Source organism: Pseudomonas ogarae, from assembly GCF_014268695.2.
Lineage (GTDB): Bacteria > Pseudomonadota > Gammaproteobacteria > Pseudomonadales > Pseudomonadaceae > Aquipseudomonas > Aquipseudomonas kilonensis.
The window spans coordinates 4,000,230-4,011,765 of record NZ_CP077086.1; the positions used below are offsets into that span (position 1 = coordinate 4,000,230).

An 11,536-nucleotide genomic window follows, 5' to 3' on the forward strand; every position below is an offset into this window, starting at 1 on the left:
CCACGAAACACACAAGCCTCTTGTGGGAGCGAGCCTGCTCGCGATAGCGGCGGGTCAGTTGCAATGATGTTGAGTGAACTGCCGTCATCGCGAGCAAGCTCGCTCCCACAGTGTCTTGGGGTGGTCTCAAAATTGCTCTCACCGCAACTCCCTTGTGGGAGCGAGCTTGCTCGCGATAGCGGTGTGACAGCTTGCATGGATATCGATCGGGTCGCCGTCATCGCGAGCAGGCTCGCTCCCACAGGATGGGTGTTCATCAAGGAGTGCCCCCCTCGATAGGCACCGCCTTGATCACCGCCCTGGGTGTCTGCAAGCTCACCGGCGCAGCGCCCGGGATCGCCCGGGCCGAGGCCGGCAGTTGCGGGGCTTGCATGTCTGGCAGGGCCCAACTGCGTTCCGGTTGCAACAGGCCCTGGGCGCGGCGCATGAAGTCGTAGCGGTTGAGGGTGATGCCGCGGCCCGCCGCCGTGTCGCGGATGATGTAGGGCCGCAGGAACACCATCAGGTTGGTCTTGGTGATCTGCCGCCGTTCGTTGCGAAACAGCGCGCCGATCCCCGGAATGGTCGACAACCATGGCACCGCGTCATTGCTCTGGCTGTAGCCATCCTGCAGCAACCCACCCAGAACCATGATCTGCCCGTCGTCGAGCAGAATGCTGGTGTCGATGGCGCGCTTGTTGGTGACGATGCCGGTGGTGCTCGAAGCGCGATTGTCGACGCTGCTGACCTCCTGATAGATGTCGAGCTTGACCGTCCCGCCTTCGGAAATCTGCGGCCGGACATTGAGCTTCAAACCCACCTCCTCGCGGGTCACGGTCTGGAACGGGTTGTTGCTGGTACCACCGCCGCCGGTGACGTAGCTACCGCTGACAAAGGGAATGGTCTGGCCGACAAAAATGCTCGCCGCTTCGTTGTCCAGGGTCAGCAGGTTGGGCGTCGACAGTACATTGGTGCCACCCTTGCTCTTCAAGGCCCGGGCCAGGACCTTGAGGTCGAGAATCTTGCCGATACCGGGAATGTCCACGGTGCCGTTGACCAGGCCAAGGTTCAGGCCTTGAGGCAATACATCGATGCTGGTCTTGCCATTGAGGTTGAGCCCTGTGCCGCCAAGATTGACCCCGCCGATCACGCCGCTGCCACCGAGGTTGCCGGTCTGCCATTGCACACCGAACTCGCTGGCGTCGTCCTCGCCGACCTCGACGATCAGGCTCTCGATCACCACCTGGGCCCGACGCTGGTCGAGCAGGTCGATGACTTCCCGCAGGTTGCGGTACAGCGGGTCCGGCGCGGAGATCAGCAAGGTGTTGGTGGTGGCGTCGGCCTGGATGGTCACGCCACCAGCGCTGAAGGCAGTGCTCTGTTCGTTTTTCGTCGAAGCGGAAGTCGTGCCGTTGCTGCCCTGGGCGTAGCCATTGCCGCTGGTCGAAGCACTGCCGCCGGTGGTGCTGCTGGTGCCATCGCCACTGCTGCTCTGCCCACTCTGGCCATTGGTGCTGGCGCCCATGCCACTGAGCACCGAGCGCGAATTGTCGCTGCCCTCGCCTTCGCTTTCCCCGGTGAGCAAGCCGCGCAGGGCCTGGGCCAGTTTGCCGGCCTGGGCGTTGCGCAGGTACACCACATGCAAGTTGCTCGGGTTGTTCTGGGCGTTGTCGAGCTTGTAGATCAGGTTGCGCGCCAGCTCCGTGCGCTCGGGGCTGCCGGCGCGAATGATGATGGAATTGGAGCGCGGGTCGCCGATCACGTTGATCTTCTGGGTCTGGTCGCCGCCCTGGGTTTCCAGCAGGTCAGCGACCATCTGCGCGATATCGACCGCGATGCCGTTGTGGACCGGCACCACGTCGGTGTCGATGGCGCTCGGGGTGTCGATGCCTTCGATGAGCTGCGCCACCCGCGACAGGTTCTCGGCGTAATCGGTGACGACAATGGTGTTGTTGCCCGGGTAGGCATTGATCGGATTGTTCGGCGACACGATCGGGCGCAGCACCGGGATCAGGTTCACCGCGTTCTCATATTGCAGGCGAAAGGTGCGGGTCAGCATGCCGTTGCCGGCCGGTTTGTCGGCGCTGTAGATCGGCCCCCCAAGCAGCTTGGCATCGGCCTCCGGCACCACCTGGGCCACGCCGCCGACGTCCACCACGCTGAAGCCTTGCATGCGCAACGCGGCCAGCAGCATGTCGTAGGCTTGGTAGGCTGGGACCTGGCCTTCGGATACCAGCGTCAGGTTGCCCTTGACCCGCGGGTCCACCAGAAACTGTTGGCCGGTGGAACGGGACAAGGCCCGCACCACCGCCTGGATATCCGCTTCGACGAAATTCAGCGTCACCGGTTGATCGCCCAAGGGCGTGCGCGCCGGCACATTGCTGCGCGGCTCACGGGCACGGGTGGTGAGGTCGACCTGATGCCGCACCGCTGGCTTGTGTTCACGCAGGTCCTGGGCCCGTTGGCGATCGAGCAATGCATCGCCGCTGCGCTGGGTGCTTCCCAACGGAATGCCCAGCTCGCTGTCCACCAGCAACGGTGGCTGCGACGCCGGTGGCGTGCTGTTGCACGCGCTCAACGCCAGCACCAACAGCGGTGCAGCCTTGCGCCAATGACGTGGGTATCTGGCCCCTTTCATGAAGCTTCCTTAGCGCTTTGCGCCTGATCCATGCGAACGGTTCCGGACAGTGTGCCGGCGCTGTTGTCGAGGTTGTCGGGATTGGCAAGGGCGGTGCGCTGCAAACGAGCCTCGATCACTTCCAGGGAGAGTTGCCGTGGGTTACCCAGCAGCCAGCCGATCACTGCCTCTGCAGGGGCCTGGTCGAACGTGAGCTGCCAAGTGGTGGGGCGTTCGGCGCCGGGCGTTTGCAACTGGTAATGTTGGCTCAAGCCGCTAGCGTCCAGGCTCTGGCGCAAGGCGGCTTCGAGGGGCTGGCCTTGTGCAGGCCCAGCGACGTCACGCAACAGCACTTCAAGGGCTTCAGTCTGTGAACGCAGCTTCGGGGTTTCGGCTTGCCAGTAGGCGATGGTCTTGAGCGGCGGCTGGATCAGCGCGAGCCAGACCATACAGCCGCCCAACACCAGAGCAGCCAGGGCCACGGCAGCTTGCTCACGCACCGCCAGCCCCTGCCAGAACGTGCGTAACCGCGTGCGAAAGGCTTGCCAGCGCACCCACGCCAGTGCCAGGGATTGCTTATTCATCATCGGCGTCCGGGGTTTCGTCGGGGCTGCCCTGGCCGGCCGGGGCGACACGCAGGGTCCAACCCTGATCGATGGCGGCGACGTCAATGCCGGCCTGGGCCAGGGGGATTTTCCAAGCCTCTTCGGCGGAGGGTTTCTGCGCCTCGGCCACGACACTCAGGCGCAACTCACCGTTCTCGAACACCAGCGCCTGCACATTGCCGCTCATGAACGGCATGGCGCTGCCCGCCTGCTGCACCAGGCTGGCAAAGCGTTGCGCCGGGTCGGTCGCCGTACCGCTCTGGCGCGCAGCGATTTGCTGACGCGCCTGTTGCAGCGGGTTGAGGATCACCGGCAACTCGGGAAACGCCTGCTTCACCCGCTGGCTCATCTGCGCCTTGAGCCGTTGACCCTGGGCCGCTTCGCGGGCGGCGTAGAGGTTCAGCCCAACCACCCACACCACCAGCGCTGTCGCGCAGATCGCCACCGCCCGGCCCCAACCGCCGCGCTCGACGGCGTTGCGTGCAAGGCCGGCATGCAGCCCCCAGCCTGGCGCAGGGCCCATCCAGCGTTGGGTTTCGGCCAAGGTGCTGATCGAAGGTTGCGGCGGCGCCTCGCCCACCCAGTGCAACCCGTGCCCTGTTTCCAGCAACCACTCGTCCAGCGCGTCCTCCTGCAACGGTTGCACCACGGCGTGCTGCAGGCCGTGGCGCACCAGCAGATGGTCGTCCTCGATGCAGGCCACCGGCCCCGACAGCACCGGCAAGGCGTAGGCCGCCGGGTAGAGGCCGCGCAGCTTCATGTCGGCCTGGTGCACAAGCCGGCCCAGGTTGGCGAGGGATTCACGGTCCAACCAGGCGATCTGCACCTGCCCGTCGACCCCGCGCGGGCTGTGGGCCACCTGCATGTGTTCGCTGGCACCGAGCATCAGGGCCTGGGCTGCGCACGTCACTGCGGCGGTGATCTTGGCCGCTGGCAACAACGGCAACTCCAGGCGGGTCAGCAAACTGTCGCGGGGATGAAGGAAGCATTCCACCGAAATATTCTTACCGCCTTGGCCCAATGCCCGCAGGCTGCTGCGGCCTTGCTCGCGAACCTGGCCCTGGCGATCCAGCCAGGCAAATGCCACCTCACTGTCGAGATCCAGCCTGCCCAGCGGCGCCAGGGCGATGCGCAAGCGCGTCATACGCCCACCCTTGACCAGATCACCTGGGGCAAGCGGTCCTCGGTGCGTTGCAGCAACGCCTCCAGTTCGACCCGCCGCTGTCCGCTGCGCGCCTGGCCTCGCAGGCGGAACCAATCGCTGGTGATGCCGACCTTGACGCTGGCGGTGTCCAGCTCCGGCATGCGCAGGCGATTGACGAAATCCCCACGATTGATAAACCAATGACCACCGTCACGCTCCCTGACCAGTGCCTCGGCCCGCTGCAGCGACAGCCCCGGCACATAGGCGGCCAGCACCGGGGCGCTGGCGGTGTTGCCATTGAGCCAGGTATTGGTCGGCAGGATCGTCACGTATGGCGCCAGTGTTTGCAGCGACCGCGCATTGACGCCTTTGACGCTACGCAGGTCTTGCAAGGTGCGCAGCATCGGGCGTGTCGGGGCCAGCGGCGTGTTGTCGGCCTGTGGCGAGGTTTCGCGGCCGCTGTCGAAGGTATTGGCCTTTGGCGCCTGGTCCACCCGCTGCGGGTTCAACAGGCGCGGATAGGCCTCGACCACCCTTTCGACGATGCGCGTACGGACCGTCGCGGCCACGCCCAACTGCTGGCACAAGCGTTCGAAGGCGCGCAGTTGTTCTTCATCTACACGCTCATTGGCGACAAGGTTGCGCAGGTTGAACTTGCCTTGCTCGTCTTCCAGCTGGCCTTCGAACGGCGTGTCGACCTGGTCCGAACCCGGCATCACGATGGGTTTGGCCCAGGGTTGGCCGAAGCGCGTCAGCGGATCACGTTGGCGGGCCTCCCAGAGCAAATGGCGACTCAGTTGCAGGCCACCCTGCAACCGCGCCGAGCCCTGGACGCGCAACTGCTCGGCCTCCAGGCTGCGGGTGAACAGGGTCTGGCGGGTCAGCATGCCGCCGGCGATGACCGCCACCACGGCAGCGATCAGCAAGGCACTGATCACCGCCATGCCGCGCTGCTTCGCCGCGAGGGGCGAATCCGTCTGCATCACGGCCCTTACAACTGCCAGGAGCCAATGTCGGCATTCACGCCGTCGCCGTCAGGCTGACCGTCGGCCCCCAGGGAAAAGATATCGACTTCGCCGTTGGCACCGGGGTTGAGGTAGTTATAAGGACGGCCCCATGGGTCGTTGGGCAGGCGCTCCAGATAAGAACGCCAGGTGCTGTTTTTCGCATCGGCCGGCTTTTCCACCAGCACCTTGAGGCCCTGGTTCATGCTCGGGTAACTGCCGTGGTCCAGGCGATACAGCTTCAGGGCTTGCATCAGGCCGCCAATGTCCTGTTTCGCCGCCGTTGCCCGCGCCTGGTCAGGGCGGTCGAGGACCTTGGGCACCACCATCGCCGCCAGGATGCCGAGGATCACCACCACGACCATGATTTCGATCAGGGTGAAACCGCGCTGCCCGCGAGGGCCTTGGGAACGGGCGTTGTAACGGGCGATCTGCATCTCGACGGTCCTTCGCTGGATTCGATTCGAGGCGCAGTGTTGCAAGAAAATATGTCAGTGATATTGAAATTGCTCAGGAGCTTGCGTCGTCAATTGGTCATGAACGGCGTCTAGCCTTGAAGGCTGCCCTCGCCGCCGAGCCCGCACCATGTCACGCCCTGCGCCGCAAGCCGGCTTCACCCTGATCGAAGTACTGGTGGCCCTGGCGATCATCGCCGTGGCCATGTCGGCCGCCGTGCGCGTGGCTGCGGTGATGACCCAGAGCAACGGCCTGCTGCGCGACAAATCCATCGCCCTGCTGGCCGCCCGCAGTCAGTTGGCGCAGTTGCATCTGGAAGGCCGTTTTACCCAGGGCTCGAAAGTGTTCGAATGCGACCAGGGACGACTGTTGCTGCGTTGCGAACAGACCCTGCGCCCGGCGGAGAACGGTCGGTTGCTGCGGGTTGAACTGAGCGTGTCGGATCGCAGTCGCGAAGCACCGCCGTTGGCTCGGTTGGAGACGTTGGTCAGCCGGGAAAAATAAAGGCAGACACAACCCCCTGTGGCGAGGGAGCTTGCTCCCGCTGGGTCGCGAAGCGGCCCCAACATCTTGCGGTTGCTGCGCAACCGAGCGGGAGCAAGCTCCCTCGCCACAGGGGTTCAGCGCTGATTTTCGGTGTGTGTCAGGGACGGCAAACTCACCGAATCCGGCAACCGAGCCAGGACCAGTCGGGTCTGCTCGTTGCCGCGTTCGATGACCACCGCCTGCGCCTCGATCGCCACCAGCCGTACCCCTTGGGCCACCCGCTCACCGACCAGGAAACTGCGCGGCGGTCCGTCGTTGAGGCTGAGGATCGCCACGGGCGCGCGGGTGCCGGCCATCACCCCGCTGACCTTGATGTCCACCGCTGCCGGCTGGTTGGAGAACCATTGCAGCGCCGGGTTATCGGAACGCTCGGCCATGCGTTGCGGGGCGACATCCGGCGTGCGGGACTCGGCCGACGTGAGCAGCAGCGAAGACCAGGTCGCCACCCCGGCCAACGCCGCCAACAGGCCCACGGCCTGGATGATTTGCGCCGGGGACACACGCTCGATGAACGCCATGGCCTGAATCTCCTTTTTTAGGTTCCAGCGTCCAGCGTACGCGTCAATTCTCTCCGTTTTATTTCACATCCTTATCATCTTCACCGTGCAGGATGGCTTTCACGCAAAGGAGCGCGCATGAACCTCGGCAAGCAACGCGGTTTCACCCTGATCGAATTGATGGTGGTGCTGGTGATCATCGGCATTGCCAGCGCCGCCGTGAGCCTGAGCATCAAGCCGGATCCGTTGAAGTTGCTGCGCCAGGACGGCGAGCGGCTGGTGCAACTGTTGCAACTGGCCCAGACCGAAGCCCGCACCGACGGGCGACCGATTACCTGGCGCTGGGACGCCAAGGGGTTTGGCTTCAGTCGTCGCGCCGATCAAGGCACCGGACTGGATCGTTTCAAGGACGACCCGCAATTACACCCACGTCGTTGGCAGAGCCCGTCGATGGAGGTTCGCGTGGAACCCAGGCAGCGGATCGTGCTGAATGCCGAATGGCTCGGCGAGCCCTTGCAGATCCGCTTGTCGGACGGCCTGAACAGTCTCACGGTGCAACGCAGTGCCGCCGGGCGGGTGCAACTTCAATGAGCGCCCGGCAGACAGGCTTCACCTTGCTGGAAGTGATGGTGGCGATCCTGCTGATGGCGGTGGTCAGCCTGATCGCCTGGCGCGGGCTGGACAGCGTGACCCGTGCCGACAGCCACTTGCAGGCCAGTACCGAACAGACCGAAGCCTTGTTGCGGGTATTGAACCAACTGGAGCGCGACGTGGCCCTGCGCGCCAGCATCGAGCTGAGTGAACCGGTCAAACCCGGCGTCGACGACGAGCCCTCGACCGCCCCGCCGGCCCTCACCGTGCGCAGCACCGAAGGCCGAGGGTTCCGCCTGGATGTGATTCGCGTGGCGGCGACCCAGGAGGGCGAGTTGCAACGGGTGCGCTGGTGGCTCAAGGGCGACACGCTTTACCGCGCCCAAGGCCAGGCCCGCAGTCGCTACCCACTGCCCGCACCCGGCCCGGGCATGGCGGTGCTCAGTGACGTCAGCGACGCCGGACTGCGGTTCTGGGACAAGGAAAAAGGCTGGCGCAAGCTCAGCGGCAACCGCCAGGAAAACCCGATGGGCATCGAAATCAGCTTGACTCGCCAGACACCTCAAGGGGTTGAACAGTATCGACAGGTGCTGGGGCCGTTGGAGTAGCCCCCACAGATTACTGGGTGACCTTCAAGGCTTGAGCACAGCACAGGTCCCTTGTGGGAGCGAGCCTGCTCGCGATGAGGCCCGCCCAGGCGCCACTGGCCTCAGCTCAGCACCACCACCCCACCCGGCAATTCAGTGCATTTGGCACCATAGGCATCGCGGATCAACAGTGCCACGCCCGCCAGTTGGTCGAGGCGAAACCGCGCCTGGACCTTGCGCTGGCCGAGCTCGCGATTGAGCAGCAGCAACATGCCTGGCCGATAGCGGTTTATCTCATCAATGACACTGGCCAAGGTCGCGTCGTTGAACACCAGGACCTGCTCACGCCAGGCAATCGCTGCCGACACATCGGCACGCTTGGGAGCGTCCACCCGGCCAGGGTCGTACGTCAGTTGCATGCCCGGCTCCAGGCGGAACCGCTGGCCTTGCACCTCGACCTGCACCACGCCCTCCAGGCAAGTCGCGCAGAGGCTGTGGTCGGTGTAGCGGATGTTGAAGCGTGCCCGGGCAGCGCTGATCCAGCCGGCACCGGCCTGGACGCTGACCACCTGGGCACTGCGCCCCTGCACTTCAATCTCACCGCTGAGCAATTCCAGTCCTTGCCCGCCATCGGCCAGCGCGCGGCGGCTGAGGCGGGTCTGGGTATTGAGTTCCAGGCTGACGCCCTCGGCCAGTTCCACTCGGCGCTGTTCGCCGACATCGGTGACGTAGTCGGCTCCCAGCCCGGAAACACCACCGGGCACCGTGGCGCGGATCAACAGGAACGCCGCCGACGCCGCGATGGCGCCACCCAGCAACGCCCGACGGCCGAAATGCCGGGGCGCCTGCACCGCTGCGGCGGCAGGTTGCAGCCCCTGCCACAGCGCCTTGGCCTGTTCGAAGGCCCGGGCATGTTCGGGGCTTTGCCCGCACCACAGGCGCAAGGCCCGGGCATCGGCCACGGTGGCGCGCCCCGAGGTCAGCAGGATCAGCCAGTCTCGGGCCTCGCTGGCCAATCGGGCCTGGGGCGTGGCGTCAGGGGAAGTGATGCTGAAGATGTTCAAGCGCACACACACTCACGAAAGGGTCGGGTCTCTACTCTCAAGACGGTTTTCCCGCGCCGGGACCGAACCGCTGAATGACTTTTCTTTCCAGGCGCAGGGCGCAGTGCCCTAACGCAGCCTTGATTTCCTTCTCCACCATGCGCGTGGAAATACCGAAGCGCTGAGAGATTTCCAGGTGCGGCGCTTCCTCCAGGCGCGCGGCGATGAAAATCCTGCGACGGCGCGCCGGCAGTTCGTACAAGGCCTTGAGCAGGGTCTGCAGCTCCTTCTGCCCACCCACCACCCGCGCCGGATCCAGCGCTTCATCCGAGACCTGCAGCAATTCCTCGATTTCATCGCCGGTGAGCAGGCGCGCATCGGCCTGTCGGCGGTCGGCGGCGATGTTCAGGGCCATGCGATACAAATAAGCGTTGGGCTGGGCAATCTCCTGGGTATCGACCATGCGATCGACCCGAAGGTAGGTTTCATGCAACACATCGTTGGCCAGCTCCTCAGAGCCCAGGCGTCTGCGCAGGCGCACCTTGAAATCCTCATACGAGGTGAGGAACATCTTCACCAACGGGCTGCGACCGGAGTCTTTCATCGCCCGGACACCCCTTCCCCTGCTATGCATTCCATGCTTCTTCCTGATGAGTCGGGTAACAAAAGCAGGGTCACCGGCTGGCGCAACGAGCTGGGCGCCGGGCGGTCGATCCTGAGGTTTTGCAAACTGTTGACCAAGGCCTTGTCCCGCATCAGGTCGCCCGTGGAACTGACCAGGCGGCTGTGCTGGACCACGCCGTCCCGGCCGATCCACACTTGCAGCACCGCCCGGAAACTGCCTGGGCGGGTTAACGGTGAACGACACAAATTGCGTTGGATGACCGTCTGGATCGCTGCCGCGTAGTTGCTGTCACTCAAGCCTGGGGTGACGCCGGGAGGCAACGGCACCTCGCGGACCTGCACCGGCTGCAACGTGAATGCATCCTCCCGGGCATAGTGCGCCGCCAGCCCGGTGCCGCTGAGCAACACCCTCAACCCTTCGGAAGGTGTGAATTGCCCCTGGACACCCAGCGTATGGCGCTGGCTCGACAACTGGTGGTCCACCAGCACCGCCATGCCCGTCGCCCGGCTGAACTGCTCCAGCGCCGTGGTCAGTTCCTGGGGCGCGATGTCCAGGTCCACCAGGCCGACCGCCTGGATCGGCCCGGCCAGCAGACACAGCACCACCATCAGCCACCGCAAGGGCGCCCTGGTCAATCTACGCCCGCGTCCGCCCCCGGCTCTGCCCTGCTGCACGACTGACGTATCCGTTGAAAACCGTCATCCTGAGGGGTGTTTATGAATGTCGTATGACATCTGATACAAATCCTCCGGGCCGCACTAGACTGGTGCCCAGACAACGAACCGCCCTGTGAGACGGGCCAGGAGGTCGGTGATGAAACAGTGGACGAAAATGATGGCAGGCCTCGGGCTGCTCATGGCCCTGCCTTGGGCCCAGGGTGAAGAAGCCCCGGCGTGTATCGAGGTGACGGTCGGTGGCTACAAGACCCCCGACTACAACTGCCTGAGCCGGCAGATGGGCAACGACCCGCAGGCTGCAACAGCTGCGCAACGGGCCCAGGACGCCATGAATGTGCCGGTCAACGAACGCGCACCGAACAGCATCGGCCTGGTAACCCCGGCGGCCACAGGTGTGCGCATGGGCAATACGTTTGGCACTTCGGTCAAGCCCCAGCGGCCGCCGGTTCCGGCCAGCAATTCGCCGCTGCCCAAGTGAACGACACTGCTTTTGTGGCGAGGGAGCTTGCTCCCGCTGGGCTGCGAAGCGGCCCCAGGATTTTGCGGTCGCTGCGCAACCGAGCGGGAGCAAGCTCCCTCGCCACAAAGGACTAGACCCAAGCGATCAGCCACCCGGACTCTGGCGAAAACTCACCGCCAGCCGATTCCAACTGTTAATGGTGCTGATCGCCAGGGTCAGGTCCACCAGTTCCTCCTCGCTGAAGCAGGCTCGGGCCTGGGCATAGACGTCGTCCGGCACCTGGCTCTCAGCCAACAGCGTCACCGCCTCGGTCCAGGCCAGGGCAGCGCGTTCGCGGGCCGTGAAAAAACCGCTGTCGCGCCACACCGCCACCGCGTAGAGCCGTCGCTCGGTCTCGCCCTGGCGTCGCGCCTCCACCGAATGCATGTCAGTGCAGAAGGCGCAGCCATTGAGTTGTGAAGCGCGGATCTTGATCAGGTGCAGCAACGCCGGTTCGATACTCAGGCGACTGGTCAGGGCTTCCAGGCCGATCATGGCTTTCATCGCCCCAGGCGATGCAGTGTAGTAATCCAGACGCGGGCTCATGGCGGGCTCCGTGGCGTTCGAGACCTTCACGGTAGGCCCAGGGACCGCTCAATGACAGGTCCAATTCGGCGAAAAACCCGGAGGCAAGTCCAATGGGCGGGATTTTCCCCACGCAACTTC

14 protein-coding genes are annotated in these 11,536 nt (G+C 64.7%); 4 read left to right on the forward strand and 10 right to left on the reverse strand.

What is annotated here, in order from left to right; all coding sequences use genetic code 11:
• Positions 1-256: 256 nt before the first annotated feature.
• The 5 genes from gspD to gspG are packed head-to-tail and all read right to left on the reverse strand — an operon-like array spanning position 257 to position 5,786.
• Positions 257-2,617 carry a type II secretion system secretin GspD gene (gene gspD, locus HU749_RS17375; RefSeq protein WP_186650839.1) on the reverse strand — a complete coding sequence of 787 codons (2,361 nt, stop codon included), beginning with the start codon at positions 2,615-2,617 and terminating at the stop codon, positions 257-259.
• On the reverse strand, positions 2,614-3,180 hold the full coding sequence (locus HU749_RS17380) for a type II secretion system protein M (protein WP_186650837.1): 567 nt from the start codon (positions 3,178-3,180) through the stop codon (positions 2,614-2,616). Before HU749_RS17380 ends, gspD begins: the two co-directional genes overlap by 4 nt.
• Positions 3,173-4,345: a type II secretion system protein GspL gene (gene gspL / locus HU749_RS17385; protein WP_186650835.1), complete on the reverse strand. Its 1,173-nt coding sequence runs from the start codon at positions 4,343-4,345 to the stop codon at positions 3,173-3,175. Before gspL ends, HU749_RS17380 begins: the two co-directional genes overlap by 8 nt.
• On the reverse strand, positions 4,342-5,328 hold the full coding sequence (gene gspK, locus HU749_RS17390; RefSeq protein ID WP_186650833.1) for a type II secretion system minor pseudopilin GspK: 987 nt from the start codon (positions 5,326-5,328) through the stop codon (positions 4,342-4,344). Before gspK ends, gspL begins: the two co-directional genes overlap by 4 nt.
• A gap of 8 nt (positions 5,329-5,336) precedes the next feature.
• The gene (gspG, locus tag HU749_RS17395; protein ID WP_046062736.1) at positions 5,337-5,786 is read right to left on the reverse strand and encodes a type II secretion system major pseudopilin GspG; all 450 of its coding nucleotides are present in this window, start codon (positions 5,784-5,786) and stop codon (positions 5,337-5,339) included.
• A 148-nt stretch (positions 5,787-5,934) separates the two neighbouring features.
• Here gspG and gspI point away from each other — a divergent pair, with 148 nt between their 5' ends.
• Positions 5,935-6,309 (forward strand): type II secretion system minor pseudopilin GspI, encoded by a 375-nt coding sequence (gene gspI, locus HU749_RS17400; protein ID WP_046062737.1) that lies wholly within the window; start codon positions 5,935-5,937, stop codon positions 6,307-6,309.
• A gap of 116 nt (positions 6,310-6,425) precedes the next feature.
• Here gspI and HU749_RS17405 read toward each other — a convergent pair whose 3' ends face one another.
• Positions 6,426-6,869: a type II secretion system protein N gene (locus HU749_RS17405; protein WP_186650831.1), complete on the reverse strand. Its 444-nt coding sequence runs from the start codon at positions 6,867-6,869 to the stop codon at positions 6,426-6,428.
• Between the two features lie 117 nt (positions 6,870-6,986).
• Between HU749_RS17405 and gspH the strand changes: the two genes are divergently transcribed.
• Both gspH and HU749_RS17415 read left to right on the forward strand, forming a co-directional pair.
• A complete protein-coding gene (gene gspH, locus HU749_RS17410; RefSeq protein WP_046062739.1) occupies positions 6,987-7,439 on the forward strand; it encodes a type II secretion system minor pseudopilin GspH in 453 nt (150 codons plus the stop codon).
• Positions 7,436-8,047, forward strand: coding sequence for a type II secretion system protein GspJ (locus tag HU749_RS17415; RefSeq protein ID WP_186650829.1), 612 nt, complete (start codon positions 7,436-7,438; stop codon positions 8,045-8,047). The genes gspH and HU749_RS17415 overlap by 4 nt, the downstream gene beginning before the upstream one ends.
• Positions 8,048-8,148: 101 nt before the next feature.
• Here HU749_RS17415 and HU749_RS17420 read toward each other — a convergent pair whose 3' ends face one another.
• The 3 genes from HU749_RS17420 to HU749_RS17430 are packed head-to-tail and all read right to left on the reverse strand — an operon-like array spanning position 8,149 to position 10,302.
• The gene (locus HU749_RS17420) at positions 8,149-9,090 is read right to left on the reverse strand and encodes a FecR family protein (protein WP_186650873.1); all 942 of its coding nucleotides are present in this window, start codon (positions 9,088-9,090) and stop codon (positions 8,149-8,151) included.
• Positions 9,091-9,127: 37 nt separating this feature from the next.
• Positions 9,128-9,673 carry a sigma-70 family RNA polymerase sigma factor gene (locus HU749_RS17425; RefSeq protein WP_186650827.1) on the reverse strand — a complete coding sequence of 182 codons (546 nt, stop codon included), beginning with the start codon at positions 9,671-9,673 and terminating at the stop codon, positions 9,128-9,130.
• Positions 9,670-10,302: a secretin and TonB N-terminal domain-containing protein gene (locus HU749_RS17430; RefSeq protein ID WP_046062742.1), complete on the reverse strand. Its 633-nt coding sequence runs from the start codon at positions 10,300-10,302 to the stop codon at positions 9,670-9,672. Before HU749_RS17430 ends, HU749_RS17425 begins: the two co-directional genes overlap by 4 nt.
• Before the next feature lie 205 nt (positions 10,303-10,507).
• On the opposite strand from HU749_RS17430, the gene HU749_RS17435 reads away from it, so the two are divergent.
• Positions 10,508-10,849, forward strand: a complete 342-nt coding sequence (locus HU749_RS17435; RefSeq protein ID WP_186650825.1) for a hypothetical protein — start codon at positions 10,508-10,510, stop codon at positions 10,847-10,849.
• A 126-nt stretch (positions 10,850-10,975) separates the two neighbouring features.
• Here the strand turns inward: HU749_RS17435 and HU749_RS17440 are convergent, their stop codons facing one another.
• Positions 10,976-11,416 (reverse strand): carboxymuconolactone decarboxylase family protein, encoded by a 441-nt coding sequence (locus HU749_RS17440; RefSeq protein WP_003202631.1) that lies wholly within the window; start codon positions 11,414-11,416, stop codon positions 10,976-10,978.
• Positions 11,417-11,536 lie beyond the last annotated feature (120 nt).